Annotated in this window: 21 protein-coding genes and 1 riboswitch; of the genes, 17 read left to right on the plus strand and 4 right to left on the minus strand. The window is 68.7% G+C overall.

From position 1 onward, the window contains the following. Positions 1–10: 10 nt before the first annotated feature. Together HWW87_RS34015 and thpR are read left to right on the plus strand one after the other, a co-directional pair. Positions 11–1,501 carry an alanine/glycine:cation symporter family protein gene (locus HWW87_RS34015; RefSeq protein WP_175823956.1) on the plus strand — a complete coding sequence of 497 codons (1,491 nt, stop codon included), beginning with the start codon at positions 11–13 and terminating at the stop codon, positions 1,499–1,501. Beyond that, positions 1,498–2,064, plus strand: coding sequence for an RNA 2',3'-cyclic phosphodiesterase (gene thpR / locus HWW87_RS34020; protein ID WP_175823957.1), 567 nt, complete (start codon positions 1,498–1,500; stop codon positions 2,062–2,064). Before HWW87_RS34015 ends, thpR begins: the two co-directional genes overlap by 4 nt. An 83-nt stretch (positions 2,065–2,147) precedes the next feature. Here thpR and HWW87_RS34025 read toward each other — a convergent pair whose 3' ends face one another. The 4 genes from HWW87_RS34025 to HWW87_RS34040 all read right to left on the minus strand — a co-directional run bounded on the left by HWW87_RS34025 (position 2,148) and on the right by HWW87_RS34040 (position 7,390). Next, positions 2,148–3,431, minus strand: coding sequence for a D-amino acid dehydrogenase (locus HWW87_RS34025; protein ID WP_175823958.1), 1,284 nt, complete (start codon positions 3,429–3,431; stop codon positions 2,148–2,150). A 25-nt stretch (positions 3,432–3,456) separates the two neighbouring features. Beyond that, positions 3,457–4,719, minus strand: coding sequence for an MFS transporter (locus HWW87_RS34030; RefSeq protein ID WP_175823959.1), 1,263 nt, complete (start codon positions 4,717–4,719; stop codon positions 3,457–3,459). Positions 4,720–4,847: 128 nt separating this feature from the next. Then, a complete protein-coding gene (locus HWW87_RS34035; RefSeq protein ID WP_175823960.1) occupies positions 4,848–5,624 on the minus strand; it encodes an SDR family oxidoreductase in 777 nt (258 codons plus the stop codon). Further along, positions 5,621–7,390, minus strand: a complete 1,770-nt coding sequence (locus tag HWW87_RS34040) for an ABC transporter ATP-binding protein/permease (RefSeq protein ID WP_175823961.1) — start codon at positions 7,388–7,390, stop codon at positions 5,621–5,623. Before HWW87_RS34040 ends, HWW87_RS34035 begins: the two co-directional genes overlap by 4 nt. A 269-nt stretch (positions 7,391–7,659) precedes the next feature. After that, positions 7,660–7,783, plus strand: a riboswitch (TPP riboswitch). A 225-nt stretch (positions 7,784–8,008) separates the two neighbouring features. Here HWW87_RS34040 and HWW87_RS34045 point away from each other — a divergent pair. From HWW87_RS34045 to hisG, 15 genes are all read left to right on the plus strand, one after another. After that, positions 8,009–9,145, plus strand: coding sequence for an FAD-dependent oxidoreductase (locus HWW87_RS34045; protein WP_175823962.1), 1,137 nt, complete (start codon positions 8,009–8,011; stop codon positions 9,143–9,145). Positions 9,146–9,177: 32 nt separating this feature from the next. Beyond that, positions 9,178–9,375: a sulfur carrier protein ThiS gene (thiS, locus tag HWW87_RS34050; protein WP_174387944.1), complete on the plus strand. Its 198-nt coding sequence runs from the start codon at positions 9,178–9,180 to the stop codon at positions 9,373–9,375. A 37-nt stretch (positions 9,376–9,412) separates the two neighbouring features. Next, entirely contained in the window at positions 9,413–10,228 is an 816-nt protein-coding gene (locus HWW87_RS34055) for a thiazole synthase (RefSeq protein WP_175823963.1), read from the plus strand. Next, positions 10,225–11,349 (plus strand): thiamine phosphate synthase, encoded by a 1,125-nt coding sequence (gene thiE / locus HWW87_RS34060; protein ID WP_175823964.1) that lies wholly within the window; start codon positions 10,225–10,227, stop codon positions 11,347–11,349. The genes HWW87_RS34055 and thiE overlap by 4 nt, the downstream gene beginning before the upstream one ends. Before the next feature lie 84 nt (positions 11,350–11,433). Continuing rightward, positions 11,434–12,255 carry an ABC transporter ATP-binding protein gene (locus HWW87_RS34065; RefSeq protein ID WP_006477138.1) on the plus strand — a complete coding sequence of 274 codons (822 nt, stop codon included), beginning with the start codon at positions 11,434–11,436 and terminating at the stop codon, positions 12,253–12,255. Continuing rightward, complete coding sequence (mlaE, locus tag HWW87_RS34070) at positions 12,252–13,019, plus strand: lipid asymmetry maintenance ABC transporter permease subunit MlaE (protein WP_050013133.1); 768 nt, start codon at positions 12,252–12,254, stop codon at positions 13,017–13,019. The genes HWW87_RS34065 and mlaE overlap by 4 nt, the downstream gene beginning before the upstream one ends. A 24-nt stretch (positions 13,020–13,043) precedes the next feature. Next, positions 13,044–13,613: an outer membrane lipid asymmetry maintenance protein MlaD gene (gene mlaD, locus HWW87_RS34075; RefSeq protein WP_175823965.1), complete on the plus strand. Its 570-nt coding sequence runs from the start codon at positions 13,044–13,046 to the stop codon at positions 13,611–13,613. Between the two features lie 31 nt (positions 13,614–13,644). Next, positions 13,645–14,613, plus strand: a complete 969-nt coding sequence (locus HWW87_RS34080; protein WP_175824043.1) for a VacJ family lipoprotein — start codon at positions 13,645–13,647, stop codon at positions 14,611–14,613. Between the two features lie 111 nt (positions 14,614–14,724). Next, complete coding sequence (locus HWW87_RS34085) at positions 14,725–15,354, plus strand: ABC transporter substrate-binding protein (protein ID WP_175823966.1); 630 nt, start codon at positions 14,725–14,727, stop codon at positions 15,352–15,354. Then, complete coding sequence (locus tag HWW87_RS34090) at positions 15,351–15,626, plus strand: STAS domain-containing protein (RefSeq protein ID WP_174387948.1); 276 nt, start codon at positions 15,351–15,353, stop codon at positions 15,624–15,626. The genes HWW87_RS34085 and HWW87_RS34090 overlap by 4 nt, the downstream gene beginning before the upstream one ends. Positions 15,627–15,818: 192 nt before the next feature. Then, the gene (locus HWW87_RS34095; protein WP_011694114.1) at positions 15,819–16,745 is read left to right on the plus strand and encodes an ABC transporter ATP-binding protein; all 927 of its coding nucleotides are present in this window, start codon (positions 15,819–15,821) and stop codon (positions 16,743–16,745) included. Continuing rightward, complete coding sequence (locus tag HWW87_RS34100) at positions 16,742–17,563, plus strand: ABC transporter permease (RefSeq protein WP_244107396.1); 822 nt, start codon at positions 16,742–16,744, stop codon at positions 17,561–17,563. Before HWW87_RS34095 ends, HWW87_RS34100 begins: the two co-directional genes overlap by 4 nt. A gap of 55 nt (positions 17,564–17,618) precedes the next feature. Next, a complete protein-coding gene (locus tag HWW87_RS34105) occupies positions 17,619–17,858 on the plus strand; it encodes a BolA family protein (protein WP_006477131.1) in 240 nt (79 codons plus the stop codon). A gap of 14 nt (positions 17,859–17,872) precedes the next feature. Then, positions 17,873–19,222 carry a UDP-N-acetylglucosamine 1-carboxyvinyltransferase gene (gene murA, locus HWW87_RS34110; protein WP_174387950.1) on the plus strand — a complete coding sequence of 450 codons (1,350 nt, stop codon included), beginning with the start codon at positions 17,873–17,875 and terminating at the stop codon, positions 19,220–19,222. After that, positions 19,219–19,872: an ATP phosphoribosyltransferase gene (gene hisG / locus HWW87_RS34115; protein ID WP_048251409.1), complete on the plus strand. Its 654-nt coding sequence runs from the start codon at positions 19,219–19,221 to the stop codon at positions 19,870–19,872. The genes murA and hisG overlap by 4 nt, the downstream gene beginning before the upstream one ends. Positions 19,873–19,875: the final 3 nt, after the last annotated feature.

The following is a 19,875-nucleotide window of genomic DNA, read 5'->3' on the forward strand; positions in this document are numbered from 1 at the left end:
AGGACTCTGGATGGAAGCATTCGTGCATGGGCTGATCGACACCGTCAACGGCGTGTTGTGGAACTACGTGCTGATCGCGCTGCTGCTCGGCGCCGGCGCGTGGTTCACGTTGCGGTTCCGGATGATCCAGCTGAAGGCGCTGTTCCTCAGCATGAAGCTGGTCGGCAGCAAGGGCGAGCCGGGCAGCATTTCGTCGTTCCAGGCGTTCGCGACCGGGCTCGCAAGCCGCGTCGGTACCGGCAACATCGCCGGCGTCGCGGTCGCGCTGACGGTCGGCGGGCCGGGCGCGATCTTCTGGATGTGGATGACCGCGCTCGTCGGGATGTCGTCCGCGTTCGTCGAAGCGACGCTCGCGCAGATCTTCAAGGTGTCGCACCCGGACGGCAGCTATCGCGGCGGCCCCGCGTACTACATCCAGACGGGCCTGCGCTCGCGCGGCTTCGGCGTGCTGTTCTCGCTGTCGCTGATCCTCGCGTTCGGCTTCGTGTTCAACGCGGTGCAGGCCAATGCGATCGCCGACGCATTCCATACGTCGTTCGGCTGGCGCCGCGAGACGGTCGGCCTCGGTCTCGTGCTGCTCTCCGCGCCGATCATCTTCGGCGGGATCCGCCGCATCGCGACGGTCGCGCAGGTGATCGTGCCGCTGATGGCGATCGGCTACCTCGCGCTCGCGGTCTATGCGGTCGCGACGCACATCACGCTGGTGCCCGGCGTGATCGCGTTGATCGTGAAGAGCGCGTTCGGCCTCGAGCAGGCGGCCGGCGGCCTGACCGGCTATGCGGTCAGCCAGGCGATCGCGATCGGCGTGAAGCGCGGGCTGTTCTCGAACGAGGCGGGGATGGGCAGCGCGCCGAACGCGGCCGCGACCGCGAGCACGCGCCACCCCGTCACGCAGGGGCTGATCCAGATGCTCGGCGTGTTCGTCGACACGATCGTGATCTGCAGCGCGACCGCGTTCGTGATCCTGCTGTCGGGCCAGTACGCGCTCGGCACCGGAATGGAAGGCGCGGCGCTCACGCAGCGCGCGATCTCGAGCCACGTCGGTGACTGGGGCGGCATCTACATGGCCGTCGCGATCTTCTTCCTCGCGTTCTCGTCGGTGATCGGCAATTACGCGTATGCGGAGGGCAACGTCGAATTCATCACGAAGCGGCGCGGCGTGCTGCCGCTGTTCCGCATCGCCGTGCTCGGCATGGTGATGTTCGGCAGCGTCGGGCAACTGCCGCTCGTGTGGGCGATGGCCGATACGAGCATGGGGCTGATGGCGATCATCAACCTGATCGCAATCCTCGCGCTCGGCAAGTATGCGCACGCCGCGTGGGCCGACTATCGCCGCCAGCGCGCGGCAGGTGTCGCCGATCCGGTGTTCACGCGCAACACGATCCCCGAACTCGCGCGCGTGCTGCCGGCCGACGTGTGGGGCGAGCACGGCCCGCTGCCGCAGCGTCCGGCGTCGGCCGACGCGTCGAACGCGCCGCGGGCCGCCGTGAGCGAGTCATGAACGGCGACCGGCTCCGTGCGTTCGTCGCGCTGATGCCCGATGCGGCGTCGCGCGACGCGCTGCACGCGTTGCCGGTCACCCGTGGCGCGCGGCGCACGCTGCCCGCGCAACTGCACATGACGCTCGCGTTCATCGGTGCAATCGAGCGGGACCGGTGCGACGCGCTGGCCGCGCACCTGCCCGCGCTTGCCGCCGCGCATGCGCCGCCGTCGTTGCCGGTCGAGCGGATCGCGTGGTGGCCGAGCCTGCCGCGCGCGAGGCTGATCGTCGCGGAGCTCGCGACCGATGCCGCTTGCATCGCGCTGAATGCGGGGCTGGCGGCGCTGCTGCGCGAACTCGGTGTGCCGGCCGACCGGCGGCCGTTCCGGCCGCACGTCACGCTCGCACGGCTGCCTCACGATGCGGTTGGCCAGCCCGCGCACGGCGGCACGCCGGGGCGGCCCGTCGAGGTGCGGGTCGAAGCGCTGACGCTGTTCGAAAGCCGGCTGTCGCAGGAAGGCGTGTCGCATCGGCCGATCGTGTCGGCGCCGATCGCACCGGCGGAAGGCCGGACGCGGCAGTAACGACACGCGCCGACGGCCGCGCGCCAGGCCGGTCGCAACGGCGCATCGCTTCGACATCGCTTCGACGTTACCCGCCGGCAGCACTACCCGTCGTAGCGTGCGAGCGTCAGGCCCGCCAGATCGATCTCCGGCGCGCGTCCGGTGACGAGATCCGCGACCACCTTTCCCGACCCCATCGACATCGCCCAGCCCGTCGAGCCGTGGCCGACGTTGAGCCAGAGGCCATCGATCCCGCTCGCGCCGAGCAGCGGCGGCCCGTCGGGCGTCATCGGCCGGCGGCCGACCCAGAAACGCGCCGACGCGCGATCGGCCGCGTGCGGGAACCAGTCGTCGAGCACCTTCATCAGCGTGTCGAGCGCCTGTTGCCGCAGCGCCGCGCGGCGGTTGCCGAGTTCCGCGGTGCCCGCGACGCGCAGCGTCGGGCCGAAGCGCGTGATCGCGGTCTTCAGCGATTCGTCCATCAGCGCGGCGCACGGCGCCTTTTCATCGTCGACGACCGCGAGCGTGGCCGAGTAGCCCTTCACCGGATACAGCGGCACGTCGATGCCGTGCGGTCGCAGCAGGCCGGCGCTGTCGACGCCGAGCGCAACGACGATCGCATCGGCGGCGAGCAGGGCATCGCGTTGAGCGGCCGTGCCTGCTTCGAGCGAGTCGACCCGCACGCCGCGCACCTTGCCGCCCGCGACATCGAGCGCCCGAATCGCGGTACGGAACCGGAACGTCACGCCGTTCGCTTCGCACAGTGCCCGCAGCTCGCGAGTGAAGCGCGCGCAGTCGCCGGCTTCGTCGTCAGGCAGGTAGATGCCGCCGACGGGAGCCTGCCGTGCCCAGCGCAGGCCCGGCTCGATCGCGGTGCAGCCGGCCGCGTCGAGTTCGCGAAACGCGATGCCGGCATCGCGCAGCACCTTCAGCGCGGGCTGCGCCATCTCGACGTCGAACGCACCGCGCAGCAGTTGCAGGTAGCCGCGGCTTGCGCCGTAGTCGAATGGATAGCGCTCGCGAAACGCATGCAGGCACGCACGGCTGTAATACGCGATGCGCTGCATCCGCTGCTTGTTCACGCGGAACCGCTCGAATTCGCATTCGCGCAGCCAGCGCGCGATCCAGCGCCACTGCGCGGCATCGAGCGTCGGCCGGAAGATCAGCGGCGACACGGGCTTGAACAGGTACTTGAGGATCTTGCCGGGCATCCCGGGCGCGGCCCACGGCGTCACGTAGCCGGGCGCGATCACGCCCGCGTTGCCGAGGCTCGTCGCTTGCGCGACATCGGCCTCGCGTTCGATCACGGTGACGTCGCAGCCTGCTTCTCGCAGGTGCCAGGCGGTGGTGACGCCGATCACGCCGGCGCCGAGAACGATCACGTGCATGCGGTGTCCGGAACGAAGCGGTGGCTCACGACGCGACGGCCGGATCGTCGGCGAGCGACTTGCCGCGCGTTTCCGGCAGTACGAGCGCCGCGATGATCACGAGCAGGTAGCCGCCGCCTGCGACGAGACCGATCGCCTTCACGAGCGACATCGACTGCGACAGCGCGCCGACGAGAATCGGGAAGAACGAGCCCAGCCCGCGGCCGAGGTTGTAGCAGAAGCCCTGGCCCGAGCCGCGGATCGCGCCCGGATACAGCTCCGACAGATACGCGCCGACGCCCGCGAAGATCCCCTGCACGACGATGCCGAGCGGAAAGCCGAGCAGCAGCATCGCGGTATCGGTGATCGGCAGCATCGTGTACGCCATGCCGAGCGAGAACGAGCCGATCGCGAACAGGATGAACGACGCACGGCGGCCGAGCCGGTCGGACAGGATCGCGCCGACCACGTAGCCGACGAACGAGCCGACGATCAGCACGACGAGATAGCCGCTCGTGTTGAACACCGACAGGTGGCGCACGGTTTTGAGATAGGTGGGCAGCCACGTCGTGATCGCGTAGTAGCCGCCGAGCATGCCGGTGCACAGCGCGCTGCCGAACAGCGTCGCGCGCAGGTGCGGCGGCGAGAAGATCTCGAGGAAGTGGCCCGACACGCGGCCTTCGTCGCGCGCGCGGCGAGTGGCCGTGTAGATGTCGGGGTCGCTGACGTTGCGGCGGATGTACAGGATCCACAGCGCGGGCACGATGCCGATCCAGAAGCACGCGCGCCACGCGAGCTGCTCGGGCAGCAGCGCGAAGAACGCCCAGTACAGGATCGCGGCCGCGCCCCAGCCGAACGACCAGCTGCTCTGCACGGTGCCGACGGCCTTCGCGCGATGCTCGGGCGAGCGGATCGTCTCGGCCATCATGATCGTCACGACCGACCATTCGCCGCCGAAGCCGAAACCCTGCAGCGTGCGCGTGGCGAGCAACTGCCAGAACGAATGTGTGAAACCGGACAGGCACGTGAACAGCGCGAACGTCGCGATCGTCCACTGCAGCACGCGCACGCGGCCGTAGCGGTCGGCGAGGATGCCGGCGACCCAGCCGCCGACTGCCGACGAGATCAGCGAACTGGTCGCGATCATCCCGGCCTCGCTCTTCGTCATGCCCCAGGTGGCGATCAGCGTCGGAATCAGGAACGAATAGATCATGAAGTCGAACGCATCGACCGCGTAGCCGCCGAATCCGGCGTACAGCGTCCGGCGCTCGCGCGTCGACAATTCGTTGAACCACTGGAATGCCTGCATGCTTGCCGCCCCCTCTCGTCTTGTCTCGTCCCGCGCTGCCGCGTCGCGGTTATTTTACGGGCGCGGTCCTGCACGCCAAAAAGGCGGATGCGGGTTCGAGCGGAAAGGCGGGCGGGAAGGGAGACGCGTCAGAGCGTCAGGCCGCCGTCGACGTGGATGACCTGGCCGGTGATCTGCCGCGCTGCGTCCGACAGCAGGAACGCGATCAGCGCGGCGACGTCGTCGGGTTCGGCGATCCGGCCGAGCGGCGTCGCCTGTTCGGCCAGCGCCCACGCGGCCGCATTGCCGGCGCTCGGCCCGTGGTCCTTGCGCGTGAAGCCCGGCGCGACCGCATTGACGGTGATGCCGTGCGCGGCGAATTCGGCGGCCGCGGTACGCACCAGCGATTCGAGCGCGGCCTTCGCGGCTGCGGTTGCCGCGAACGGCGCATCGGCGCGGTAGCGGTGCGCGACGAACGAACTGACCGCGACGATCCGCGGCGCGGCCGACGTGTCGAGCAGCGGCCGCGCGCGGCCTGCGAGCGCGGAGAATGCACCGGGCATCGCCGCGAAGGCGGATGCGAGCGCGTCTGCGGAGAGATCGGAGAAGGATTGCCGTGCGGCGAAGCCGGCGTTCGCGACGAGCTGGTCGAGCCCGCCGAAGCGCGCAGCGGTTGTGTCGACGAGCGCGGCGGCTATACCCGGCTCGCCGAGATCGCCGGTCAGCGTCAGGCATTCCGCGCCGGCCGCCGTGCACGCCTGGGCGACGTCGGCGAGCCGCGCCCGTGCCGCATCGTCCGCGCCGCGCGCATGCAGCGCCAGCGCGACGCCGGGCGCCGCGAGCCGCCGCGCGAGCGCCGCGCCGATCCCCGAACCTGCGCCGGTGATCAGCGCGATCCGCGCAAGGTGCGCGGCGCGTGCGTTCACGCGGCGACCTTGTCGTCGCTGGTCACGCGCTCGACGTTGATCGTGCCGACGTGGAACGCGGCCAGCGACTCGCGGTGCGCGATGCTGACGATCGCGGCCTTCGGCAGCCGTTCGGCGAACAGGTGATAGAGGCGCGCTTCGTTGTCGGCGTCGAGCGCGCTGGTCGCTTCGTCGAGGAACAGGAAGTCGGGCTTGTGCAGCAGCACGCGCGCGCCGGCCAGCCGTTGCTGCTCGCCCGGCGACAGCACGCGCGTCCAGTGCGCGGTTTCGTCGAGGCGCTCGACGTAATCCTCGAGGCGGCACGCGCGCAGCGCATCGCGGCATGCGTCGTCGGTGAATGCGTCGGGCGTCGCCGGGTAGGTGAGTGCGGCCTTCAGCGTGCCGATCGGCAAATAGCTCGTCTGCGGCACGAACATCATCCGCGCGCCGACCGGCGCGTCGATCGCACCGTCGCCGAACGGCCACAGGCCCGCGAGCGCACGCATGAAGGTGCTCTTGCCGGAACCCGACTTGCCGATCACGAGCCAGCGCGAGCCGGGCTCGATCGTGACGTCGCCGATGTTCGCGAGCGCGTTGCCGTTCGGCAGCGCGAGCTTCAGCGACGACGTGGACAGCTTCGCGGCGTCGATGTAGTGCAGGTTGATGCCGCCGTGCTCGGTCGCGGGCGACAGGCTTTCCTTCAGGTGCGACGTGCCCATCACGCGCTTGAATTCGCGCAGACGGTTGACGGTGGCGCGCCATTCGACGAGGGTCGAGTAGCTGTTGATGAACCACGAGAACGAATCGCTGACGGTGCCGAACGCGGACGAGATCTGCATCAGCACGCCGAACGAGAACGCACCGGCAAAGTAGCGCGGCGCGGCGACGACGAGCGGGAAGATGATCGCGATCTGCCCGTAGAAGCTCAGCACGAACGTGAGCCGCTTCGTGTACTTCATCACGCGCCACCAGTTGTCGCGGATGCGCATGAAGAGGGTCTGCGCGTTGCCGGTCTCGGTCTTCTCGCCGTCGTAGAACGCGATCTGCTCGGCGTTCTCGCGCACGCGGATCAGCCCGAAGCGGAAATCGGCCTCGACGCGCTGCTGCTGGTAGTTGATCGACACGAGCGGGTGGCCGACCTTCTGGATGATCAGCGAGCCGATCACCGCGTACAGCGCGGCCGCCCACACCATGTAGCCGGGAATCGCGATCGGCGTCGCGCCGAGCGTGAACGTCAGCGCGCCGGCGAGCGACCACAGGATCGTGATGAACGACACGAGCGTGACGACCGTCGACAGCAGGTCGAGCGACAGCGCGAGCGTCGTGGTCGCGAACGACTGGAGGTCGTCGGTGATCCGCTGGTCGGGGTTGTCCGCGAGGCGGTCACGCTCGATCCGGTAGAACGCGCGGTCGCCGAGCCACTGGCCGAGGAAGCGGTCGGTGAGCCACTGGCGCCAGCGGAAGCCGAGCATCTGCCGCAGGTAGCGGCCGTACACGGCGAGGATGATGAACGCGAAGGCGAGCGCGGAGAACTGCATCAGCAGGTTCGGGAAGTCGTGGACATCCTTCGACTGCAGCGCGTTGTAGAACTGCGCGTTCCACTTGTTCAGCTTGACGTTGATCCAGACCACGCAGAGGTTGATCGCGATGATCGTGACCAGCAGGCCCCACGCGAATTTCCATTCGGACGATACCCAGTAGGGCTTGATGAGGCTCCATGCGGATACCGGGCGCTCGTCCTGCGGCGCGTCGGAGGCGGAGCGGACGGGATCGATCGATTGGGTCATGTGCTTCCTGATGAGTAGCCGGCGCGCGGGCCGGGCGAAGCCGGACGCGCGCCGCGATAACGCATGCCGGGACGGGGTGCCGACTGACGGCGGGCGTCCGGATGGTGGCCCGCGCGTCTTAAACGGCACTTAAGGCCGGCGGTGACGCGGCAACCGGCCGCTCGCGCGGCCGGCCTGCGGGCATTGTGCCAGAGCGGCGCGGCACGCCGGCGAATTTGCCGCAAGGGGGACAGTTTGCGGCGCTTTCCGCTTTTATGGTCTAATGACCGACGACGAAACAGGGGTGCTTCGTGGCGCGGCCGGCAGATGTTCCGGGCAGCGCGGCGAGGCTGAGAAAGACCCTTCGCACCCGATCCGGGTAATACCGGCGAGGGAAGTTTCTGATCCCGCCGGGCCGCGCTGGCTGCCATCCCACATGGTCAGCGCCCGAGTCCCGCCCGGCCGGCCTTTGCTGCCGGTTTCGTCCTTTTGGGTACGCGCATTGCGCGTTACGGAAGGAATGATGACCGCACAATCTTCAGTCTTTTGCAGGGTTCCCGTCCCGACGTCGCGTGCGTCCGCAGGCGTCGGCGCGTGCGCGCCGACGTTCGTCGCACGTGACCGCGCGGAGGGCGCGCGATGAACGTCCGGGATGCACGACCCGATTTCGCGGTGCTCGGCGGCGGCCTCGTCGGCCGCCTGATCGCGTGGCGGCTCGCGGGCGACGGGCATCGCGTCGCGCTCTACGAGCGCGGCGGCCCGGACGGCGAGCAGTCGGCCGCGTGGGTCGCGGCCGCGATGCTCGCGCCGCTCGCGGAAGCGGCGAGCGCGGAACTGCTGATCACCGAGCTCGGCGCCGCGTCGCTCGCACGCTGGCCGCAGTGGCTCGCGGAACTGCCCGAACCCGTCTTTTTCCAGCATCACGGCACGCTCGTCGTCTGGCATCACGCGGACCGCGCGGAGGCGCCGCTGTTCGAGCGGCGCGTGCGCGCGAACGCGCCGGCCGAGCTGTTCGACGGCGGCTTCGTGACGCTCGCCGGCGCGCAGGTCGACGCGGCCGAACCCGCGCTCGCGGGCCGCTTCGCGCGCGGGCTGATGCTGCCGCGCGAAGGGCAGCTCGACAATCGCCAGGCGCTGCGTTCGCTCGCGGCGGGCCTTGCCGAACGCGGCGTCGCGCTGCACTGGCACGCGTCGGTCGACGACGCGAACCTGCCTGCCGCGCACTTCACGATCGATTGCCGCGGGCTCGGCGCGAAAGCCGCGCTGCCCGCGCTGCGCGGCATCCGCGGCGAAGTCGCACGCGTGCACGCGCCCGGCATCGGGCTCTCGCGGCCCGTGCGGCTGCTGCATCCGCGCTATCCGCTGTACATCGCGCCGAAGCAGGACGACCTCTATGTGATCGGCGCGACCGAGGTGGAGGGCGAGGACATGTCGCCCGTCAGCGTGCGCTCCGCGCTCGAACTGCTGAGCGCGGCGTTCTCCGTGCATCCGGCGTTCGGCGAGGCGCGCATCCTCGAACTCAACGCGCAGTGCCGGCCGACGCTGCCCGATCACCGCCCGGCGGTGATCTGGGACGGCGCATCGACGCTCGCCGTCAACGGCCTGTACCGGCACGGCTTCATGATCGCGCCGGAAGTCGCGCAGGCGGCCGTCGCGTTCGCGCAGGCCGCGCTCGGCGGCGCGTTCGGCGATGCCGACGCGTTCGCCGCGTGGCGCGACGCCGCACGCTGGCCGACGCTGCTTCATCACCGCAACGACGCGCGCCAGCCGGCCTGACGCGCGCCGCCGACCGAATCCGACCCAGCCTCATGGATATCCAGATCAATCAACAGACCCTGACGTTGCCCGACGGCGCGACGGTGGCCGACGCGCTTGCCGCGTACGGCGCGCGTCCGCCGTACGCGGTGGCGCTGAACGGCAACTTCGTCGCGCGCACGCAGCATGCGGCGCGCGCGCTCGCGGCGGGCGACACGCTCGACGTCGTGCACCCCGTCGCGGGCGGCTGAGCGCCGCCGCTTCGCCCCGCTCTTCCAGGAAAACGACATGACGTCCCACACCTCCGCCGACGCGCTGACGCTCTACGGCGTAACCTTCGCAAGCCGCGTGCTGCTCGGCACGTCGCGCTATCCGTCGCTGCAGTCGCTGTCCGATTCGATCGCCGCGTCGCGCCCCGGGATGGTGACGGTCGCGCTGCGCCGCCAGATGACGGGCGGCACGGCCGAAGCCGGCTTCTTCGACCTGCTCAAGCGCCACGCTGTACCGCTGCTGCCGAATACGGCCGGCTGCCAGACCGTTGCCGAAGCCGTGACGACCGCGCACATGGCGCGCGAGGTATTCGATACCGACTGGATCAAGCTCGAACTGATCGGCGACGACTACACGTTGCAGCCCGACCCGGTCGGGCTGATCGAAGCCGCCGCGCAACTGGTCAAGGACGGCTTCAAGGTGCTGCCGTACTGCACCGAGGATCTCGTGATCGGCCGGCGCCTGCTCGACGCCGGCTGCGAGGCGCTGATGCCGTGGGGCGCGCCGATCGGCACCGGCAAGGGCGTCGTGAATCCGTACGGCCTGCGCGTGCTGCGCGAGCGGCTGCCGGACGTGCCGCTGATCGTCGACGCGGGGCTCGGCGTGCCGTCGCACGCGTGCCAGGTGATGGAATGGGGCTTCGACGGCGTGCTGCTGAATACGGCCGTGTCGCAGGCCACGCACCCGGAAATCATGGCGCGCGCGTTTGCGCAGGGCGTCGAGGCCGGCCGCGCCGCGTATCTCGCCGGCCCGATGGACGCGCGCGAAACCGCGCACGCGAGCACGCCGGTCGTCGGGATGCCGTTCTGGCACCAGGACGGGGGCGGCGCATGAGCGCGCGCTTCGCCGATGCGTTCTGGCCGCCGGCCGACGAGCTGGCCGAAGCGGCCGAGCGAATTCGCGCGCGCCTCGGCGACTGGCCGGACGGCGCGGCGCCGTGGCGGCTCTGCGTGGCGGCGCCCGACGCGCCGGCTGACGGCGACGTGCTGATCGTGTCGGCCGGCGATCGTGTCGCGCAGGCGCGCGCGTCGGCCGTATCGCGGCCTGCGTCGCCGGACGCGGCGGCGATCGAATTCGACGAGCAGGGCGCCGTGCTGCATGCGGCGGGCGTGCGCTACGCGCTCGACGCCGCGCATCCGCTCGCGGACGACTGGATCGCCGCGCTCGCCGCGTTCCTCGATTGCGGCTTCGCGCCGGTCGACGCGCTGGTGCTCGCGCTGGCGTGGCGCGACGGCGACGAGACACGCGCCGCCGACGCGTGGCCGGTCGATGCCGCGCAATTCCCGCGCGTCGCCGGGCTGCCGCCCGCGCCGGAGCCCGCGTTTGCGCCGTGCCCCGCGCAGCTCGGCCTCTATCCGGTCGTGCCGAGCGCCGAATGGGTCGAGCGCGTGCTCGACGGCGGCGCGCGAACCGTGCAATTGCGCGTGAAAGAGGCGACGCCGGACGCGCTGCGCCGGGAAGTCGCGCGTGCGGTCGCGGCCGGGCGCCGCTATCCCGATGCGCGCGTGTTCATCAACGATCACTGGCAGATCGCCGCAGAAGAGGGTGCGTACGGCGTACATCTCGGCCAGGAGGACCTCGAAACGGCCGATCTCGCCGCGATCGCGCACGCGGGCCTGCGGCTCGGACTTTCGAGCCACGGATATTACGAAATATTGCGGGCGCTGCATGAGCGCCCGAGCTACCTCGCACTCGGCCCCGTGTACGCGACCGCCACCAAGGCAGTCGCCGCGCCGCCGCAGGGCCTCGCGCGGATTGCCCGCTACGCGCGCTTCGCGGGCGCGCGGGCGCCGCTCGTCGCGATCGGCGGGGTGGGGCTCGACGCGCTGCCGGCCGTGCTGGCGACGGGCGTCGGCAGCGTCGCGGTGGTCAGTGCGGTCACGGGCGCGGCCGACTATCGGACTGCGCTTATTGCATTGCAGCAATGTTTTGCCGGACAATTTGACAATCATTGACCGCAGGGCCTGGAACGGCGTCACGACATCAATCCAATGCAGGCCCTATAATTCGGCGTTCTGCGTAAAAGGACTGTCAGCTCCGTGAGCCCCACTCCTACCGAGACCCTGCTGGAACTTCGCGACGTCGACTTCGGTTACGGCGACCGCCTCGTCCTGTCCAACCTGAACCTGCGCTTCGGCCGCGGGCAGGTCGTCGCGGTCATGGGCGGCTCGGGTTGCGGCAAGACCACTGTGCTGCGCCTGATCGGCGGCCTCGTGCGCGCGCGCCGCGGCCAGGTGCTGTTCGACGGCGCCGATGTCGGCGCGCAAACGCGCGACGGCCTGTATGCGTTGCGCCGCAAGATGGGCATGCTGTTCCAGTTCGGCGCGCTGTTCACCGATATGTCGGTGTTCGAGAACGTCGCGTTCGCGCTGCGCGAGCATACCGACCTGCCCGAAGACCTGATCCGCGACCTCGTGCTGATGAAGCTCAACGCGGTCGGGCTGCGCGGCGCGCGCGACCTGATGCCGTCCGAAGTGTCGGGCGGGATGGCGCGCCGCATCGCGCTGGCGCGCGCGATCGCGCTCGATCCGCAGCTCATCATGTACGACGAGCCGTTCGCGGGCCTCGATCCGATCTCGCTCGGCATTACCGCGAACCTGATCCGCACGCTGAACCAGGCGCTCGGCGCGACGTCGATCCTCGTCACGCACGACGTGCCGGAATCGTTCGCGATCGCCGACTACGTATATTTTCTGGCCAATGGCGGTGTGCTCGCGCAGGGCACGCCCGACGAGCTGCGCGCGTCGACCGATCCGAGCGTGCGGCAATTCATCGACGGCGCGCCGGACGGCCCGTTCAAATTTCATTACACGAGCCCGCCGCTCGCAGCGGATTTCGGGCTCGGCGGAGGGCGCGCATGATCAGCGCGATCGGACGTTACGTCATCGGCGGCCTCGAGCGGGCGGGCTACGGCACGCGCCTGTTCGTGCGCCTCGTGCTGGAATTCTTCCCGCTGCTGCGCCGGCCGCGGCTGGTCACGAAGCAGATCCACTTCCTCGGCAACTATTCGTTCGTGATCATCGCCGTGTCGGGGCTGTTCGTCGGCTTCGTGCTCGGCCTGCAGGGGTATTACACGCTGAACCGCTATGGTTCCGAGCAGGCGCTCGGCCTGCTGGTCGCGCTGTCGCTCGTGCGCGAGCTCGGGCCCGTCGTCACCGCGCTGCTGTTCGCGGGCCGCGCGGGCACGTCGCTCACGGCCGAGATCGGCCTGATGAAGGCCGGCGAGCAGCTCACCGCGCTCGAGATGATGGCGGTCGACCCGATCAAGAACGTGATCGCGCCGCGCATGTGGGCGGGCATCATCGCGATGCCGCTGCTGGCCGCGATCTTCAACGCGGTCGGCGTGCTCGGCGGCTATTTCGTCGGCGTCGTGCTGATCGGCGTCGATCCGGGCGCGTTCTGGTCGCAGATGCAGGGCGGGGTCCAGGTCTGGGCCGACGTCGGCAACGGCGTGATCAAGAGCATCGTGTTCGGCTTCGCCGTGACCTTCATTGCGCTGTTTCAAGGGTATGAAGCGAAGCCCACGCCCGAAGGCGTGTCGCGCGCGACCACCAAGACGGTCGTGTTCGCGTCGCTCGCCGTACTCGGCCTCGATTTCCTGCTGACCGCGCTGATGTTCAGCTAAGCCTCAGCCAAGCCAAATTTTGGAATGACGATGAAAAAGACTGCTCTCGACTTCTGGGTCGGCCTGTTCGTGGTGGTGGGCTTCCTTGCGGTGCTGTTCCTGGCGCTGAAGGTCGGCAACATGAGCTCGCTGTCGTTTCAGCCGACCTACTCGGTGAGGATGAAATTCGACAATATCGGCGGGCTGAAGCCGCGCGCGGCCGTGAAGAGCGCCGGCGTCGTGGTCGGCCGCGTGAAGTCGATCGGTTTCGACACGAACACGTACCAGGCGCTCGTCACGATCGACGTCGACGGCCAATACCCGTTCCCGAAGGATTCGTCGGCGAAGATCCTGACGTCGGGCCTGCTCGGCGAGCAATATATCGGCCTCGATCCGGGCGGCGACACCGAAATGCTGAAGTCGGGCGATACGATCGCGATGACGCAGTCGGCGATCGTGCTCGAGAACCTGATCGGCCAGTTCCTGTACAGCAAGGCCGCCGATGCGGGCGGCGCGAAGCCGGCCGCCGGCGCATCGGCCGCGCCGGCCGCTCCGGCACCGGTGGCGATACCGGCGTCGGCGGTGTCCGCCGCGTCCGGCTCGGCGGCTCAATAACCACGCGAGAGAAAACAAGAGGGTAATGACCATGCACACGATCCGCATCAGGCACGCCGCGCTGGCGGTAGCGGCAGTCGCCGCGTTGAGCGGCTGCGCGACCGTGCAGACGCCGACCAAGGGCGATCCGCTCGAAGGCTTCAACCGGACGATGTACACGTTCAACGACAAGGTCGACACGTACGCGCTGAAGCCGGTCGCGAAGGGCTACCAGTACGTGGTGCCGCAGCCGGTGCGCGACAGCGTGACGAACTTCTTCTCGAACATCGGCGACGTCTACATCGCGGCGAACAACATCGTGCAGCTGCGGATCGCGGACGGCGTCGGCGACATCATGCGCGTCGTGATCAACACGGTGTTCGGCGTCGGCGGCCTGTTCGACGTCGCGACGATCGCGAAGCTGCCGAAGCACACGGCCGACTTCGGGATCACGATGGGCCGCTACGGCATGCCGTCGGGCCCGTATCTCGTGCTGCCGCTGCTCGGCCCGAGCACGCTGCGCGACACGGCGGGCCTCGGCGTCGACTACGTCGGCAACCCGCTCACCTACGTGAAGCCGGACGGCCTGAGCTGGGGCCTGTTCGGCGTGAACCTCGTCAACACGCGTTCGAACCTGCTCGGCGCGGGCGACGTGCTCGATGCCGCGGCGCTCGACAAGTATTCGTTCGTGCGCAACGCGTACCTGCAGCGCCGCCAGATGCTGATCAGCAACGCGCGCGGCGAGGCCGCCGCGACGTCGAGCAACGACGCGCTGCCGAAGTACGACCTGCCGGAAGACGGCGCGGCACCGGCGGCAGCCGGCGCGGCCGGTACGGCGGGCGCAGCAGCAGTGGGCGGCGCGGCGCCGGCGCCGGCGGGTGCATCGGGCGCGGCGGTTGCTGCGCCGGCCTCCGGCACGGCCGAATCGCCGAACCCGGCCAGCGAGACGAACGTGCCGGCCATGCAGGTGGCGCCGCCGTCGCCGGGCGGGTTCCGGTTCCCGAGCATCCGGCTGCACTGACGGATTTACATTCGTTACAGCCGGAAACGATTCAGTCGGTAGCGTATGCGAACTTGCGCGTAAGCTACCTGCTCCAACCTTCGCATCGACTCATTCATGCAGGCCACTATGATGAAAAAACTGTTCCTGATCCCCGTTTTCGCGACGCTGTTCTCGTTCGGCAGCGCAGCTCACGCGCAAGTCGACCAGTCGAACCCGCAGGCGCTGATCAAGACGGCGACGCAGCAGGTGCTCGACGAAGTCAAGCAGCAGACGATCAAGCAGGGCGATACCAACCGCATCATCACGATCGTCAACAAGGACATCCTGCCGTACACCGATTTCCGCCGTACCACGCAGCTCGCGATGGGCCGCAACTGGCGCACGGCGACGGCCGAGCAGCAGCAGCAGGTTCAGGAGCAGTTCAAGCTGCTGCTGATCCGCACGTATTCGGGCGCGCTCGCGCAGCTGAAGCCGGACCAGCAGATCCAGTACCCGCCGTTCCGCGCCGATTCGGCCGATACCGACGTCGTGGTCAAGACGGTCGCGATGAACAACGGCCAGCCGGTCCAGATCGACTACCGCCTGTACAAGACGGCGAACGGCTGGAAGGTGTATGACCTGAACGTGCTCGGCGCGTGGCTGATCCAGACGTACCAGCAGCAGTTCAACGAGAAGATCCAGCAAAGCGGCGTGGACGGCCTGATCAAGTTCCTGACGCAGCGTAACCAGGAACTTGCCGCGGGCAAGCAGGCGTCGTGAGCGGCTTCGAAGCCGCCTCCTCGCTGACCGTCGCGAGCGCGAAGTCCGCGCTCGCGGACGGTCTTGCGCGCATCGGCGCCGGCGCGACCGCCGTCGATTGCGCGGCGCTGACGCAGTTCGACTCGTCCGCGCTCGCCGTGCTGCTCGCATGGCAACGTGCCGCCAAAGCGCGCGGCGCAGCCCTCGACATCCTCAATCTCCCTCCGAAGCTCGCCAGCCTCGCGCGCGCCTACGGCGTCGACGCGCTCATCGAAGGCACCGGGCGACATTGACCCTGTCCGACCGAAGCCTGCCGCGCCAGCCGGCGCGCGCACGCTTCAGGCCGCGCGCCGCCGGCGCCGGCTCCACCAGCCGGTTTGCCCTATAATCAAGCGTTTTGCGGGGCAGCCAATCGGCGTCCGGCCCCCATTTTCTTTCGCAGCAAGCACAGAATAGGCGTCGCGGCCCTTGCGTCGCGCACAGTCATGTCAGCCATAGAAATCCGTCACGTCAAGAAGCGCTACAAGTCGCTTCAGGCGCTCAAGGGCGTCAGCCTGTCGGTCGAGGAAGGCGAATTTTTCGGCCTGCTCGGCCCCAACGGCGCAGGCAAGACCACGCTCATCAGTATCCTCGCCGGGCTCGCCCGGGCCGACGAAGGCAGTATCTCGGTGCGCGGTCACGACGTCGTCCAGGACTTCCGCAACGCGCGTCGCGCACTCGGCGTCGTCCCGCAGGAACTCGTTTTCGACCCGTTCTTCACCGTCCGCGAGACGTTGCGGATCCAGTCCGGCTATTTCGGGCTGCGCCGCAACGACGACTGGATCGATGAAGTGATGGCCAATCTCGATCTGACCGAGAAAGCCGACGCGAACATGCGCGCGCTGTCGGGCGGGATGAAGCGCCGCGTGCTGGTCGCGCAGGCGCTCGTGCACCGGCCGCCCGTGATCGTGCTCGACGAGCCGACCGCGGGCGTCGACGTCGAATTGCGCCAGACGCTGTGGAAATTCATCTCGCGCCTGAACCGCGAGGGCCACACGATCGTGCTGACCACCCATTACCTCGAGGAAGCCGAGTCGCTGTGCGACCGCATCGCGATGCTGCGCCGGGGCGAAGTCGTCGCGCTCGATCGCACCGACGCGCTGCTGCGCCGCTTCGCGGGCCTGCAGCTGTACCTGCGGCTCGCGACGGGCGCGCTGCCGGCCGAGCTGCGCGGGCTGGAAACCGACCCGGCCGCGCGCGCGCCGGGCGAGCACCTGCTGCGCCTCGCGAGCTATGACGAGGTCGAACGGATCCTCGCGCAATGCCGCGCGGCGGGCTGCACGTTCGACGAGATCGAGGTCCGCAAGGCCGACCTCGAGGATGTGTTCGTCCAGGTGATGAACGGGGCCGAGGTGATCGAGGGTCTGGCATGAATCAACACTCCCCACGCGAACTGCGTTCGCTGCCGTCCGAGGGGACGGCCCGGCGCGTGCCGGGAAGCGGGTTTCGAACGTTGTTCTACAAGGAACTGCTGCGTTTCTGGAAGGTGTCGTTCCAGACGGTGCTCGCGCCGATCGTCACGGCGCTGCTGTACCTGACGATCTTCGGCCACGCGCTGTCGGGCCGCGTCGAGGTGTATCCGGGCGTCGAATACGTGAGCTTTCTCGTGCCGGGCCTTGTGATGATGAGCGTGCTGCAGAACGCGTTCGCGAACAGCTCGTCGTCGCTGATCCAGTCGAAGATCACCGGCAACCTCGTGTTCATGCTGCTGCCGCCGCTGTCGTCCCGCGACATCTTCGGCGCGTACGTGCTCGCGTCCGTCGTGCGCGGGCTCGCGGTCGGCGCCGGCGTGTTCGTCGTGACGATCTGGTTTATCCCGATGCACTTCGCGGCGCCGCTGTTCATCATTGCGTTTGCGCTGCTCGGCTCGGCGATCCTCGGCACGCTCGGCCTGATCGCCGGGATCTGGGCCGAGAAGTTCGACCAGCTCGCCGCGTTCCAGAACTTCCTGATCATGCCGCTGACGTTTCTGTCCGGCGTGTTCTATTCGACGCACTCGCTGCCGCCCGTGTGGCGCGAAGTGTCGCGTCTCAACCCGTTTTTCTACATGATCGACGGCTTCCGTTTCGGGTTCTTCGGCGCGTCCGACATCAACCCGTTCGCGAGCCTCGCGATCGTCACCGGTTTCTTCGTGCTGCTCGCGCTGATTGCGATGCGGCTGCTCGCGACCGGCTACAAACTGCGTCATTGATATCGACAGGCCGCGGCCGCCCCCGGGCGGCGCGCGCCGACAGGAGCCTTACACCATGTTGCCGACTCCCGAACAGGTCAAGCAATACATCGCCGGCGGTCTCGCCTGCACGCATCTGGAAGTCGAAGGCGACGGCCAGCATTTCTTCGCGACGATCGTGTCGGCGGCCTTCGAAGGCAAGCGGCCGATCCAGCGGCACCAGCTCGTCTATGCGGCGCTCGGCGATCGCATGAAGCAGGAAATTCACGCGCTCAGCATGAAGACGCTGACGCCCGCCGAATGGCAGAACGCATAAACGGAAATCACTGAGTGCAAGTCACCGTCAACGAGCGCGACGCCGTCCAGAGCGTCGCCACGGCACACCCGGCCGCCAACGGGGAATCGCAGGGACAGGGGATGGACAAGCTCGTGATCGAAGGCGGTCGTCGCCTGTCCGGCGAGATCGTCGTGTCGGGCGCGAAGAACGCCGCGCTGCCGATCCTGTGCGCGGGGCTGCTCAGCGCCGAGCCGGTCGAGCTCGACAACGTGCCGAACCTGAAGGACGTGCGTACCACGCTGAAGGTGCTGAACCAGATGGGCGTGAAGAGCGAGACCGACGGCTGCCGCGTGCAGCTCGACGCGTCGCGCGTCGACAACCTCGTCGCGCCGTACGAGCTCGTGAAGACGATGCGCGCATCGATCCTCGTGCTCGGGCCGCTGCTCGCGCGCTTCGGCGAGGCGAAGGTGTCGCTGCCGGGCGGCTGCGCGATCGGCGCGCGGCCGGTCGACCAGCACATCAAGGGCCTGCAGGCGATGGGCGCCGAGATCAGCATCGAGCACGGCTTCATCGAAGCGCGCGCGAAGCGCCTGAAGGGCGCGCGCATCGTGACCGACATGATCACGGTGACGGGGACCGAAAACCTGCTGATGGCCGCGACGCTCGCCGATGGCGAGACGGTGATCGAAAACGCCGCGCGCGAGCCGGAAGTGAGCGATCTCGCACACTTGCTGGTCGCGATGGGCGCGAAAATCGACGGCATCGGCACCGACCGCCTCGTGATCCAGGGCGTCGAGCGGCTGCACGGCGCGCGTCATTCGGTGATCCCCGACCGTATCGAGGCCGGCACGTTCCTGTGCGCGGTCGCGGCGGCCGGCGGCGACGTGAGGCTGACGGGCGTGCGCCCGCACATTCTCGACGCGGTGATCGACAAGCTGCGCGAAGCCGGCGTGTCGATCGAGGAAGGCGACAGCTGGCTGCGCGTGAAGATGGACCGCCGCCCGTCGGCGGTGACGATCCGCACGTCGGAATACCCGGCGTTCCCGACCGACATGCAGGCGCAGTTCATGGCCCTCAATACGGTCGCGACGGGCACCGCGCAGGTCGTCGAAACCATTTTCGAGAACCGCTTCATGCACGTGCAGGAGCTGAACCGGCTCGGCGCGAACATCACGATCGACGGCAACACGGCGCTCGTGACGGGTGTCGACAAGCTGTCGGGCGCGAACGTGATGGCGACCGACCTGCGTGCGTCGGCGAGCCTCGTGATCGCCGGGCTGCGCGCCGACGGCGAAACGCTCGTCGACCGCATTTATCACCTGGACCGCGGCTACGACCGCATGGAAGCCAAACTGACCGCCGTCGGCGCGAACGTACGCCGCCTTTCCGGGAGCCAAGCATGACCGCGCCGCTGACCCTCGCCCTGTCGAAGGGCCGGATTTTCGAGGAAACCCTGCCGCTGCTGGCTGCCGCCGGCATACAGGTGGCCGAGGATCCGGAAACGTCGCGCAAGCTGATCCTGCCGACGACCGATCCGAACCTGCGCGTGATCATCGTGCGTGCGAGCGACGTGCCGACCTATGTCGAATACGGCGCGGCCGATTTCGGCGTGGCCGGCAAGGACGTGCTGGTCGAGCACGGCGGCTCGGGCCTGTACCAGCCGATCGATCTGAACATTGCGCGCTGCCGGATGTCGGTGGCCGTGTCCGCCGGTTTCGACTACGCGAACGCGGTGCGCCAGGGCGCGCGCCTGCGGGTCGCGACGAAATACGTCGAAACGGCACGCGAACACTTTGCCGCGAAGGGCGTGCACGTCGACCTGATCAAGCTGTACGGCTCGATGGAGCTGGCGCCGCTGGTCGGGCTGGCCGACGCGATCGTCGACCTCGTCAGCTCGGGCGGCACGCTGAAGGCGAACAATCTGGTCGAGGTCGAGGAGATCATGGCGATCTCGTCGCGCCTCGTCGTGAACCAGGCTGCGCTGAAGTTGAAGCGCGCGGCGCTCAAGCCGATTCTCGACGCGTTCGAACGCGCGTCGCAGAATGGCGGTTGAGCG

This window comes from Burkholderia sp. BCC0419 (assembly GCF_902830285.1).
GTDB lineage: Bacteria > Pseudomonadota > Gammaproteobacteria > Burkholderiales > Burkholderiaceae > Burkholderia.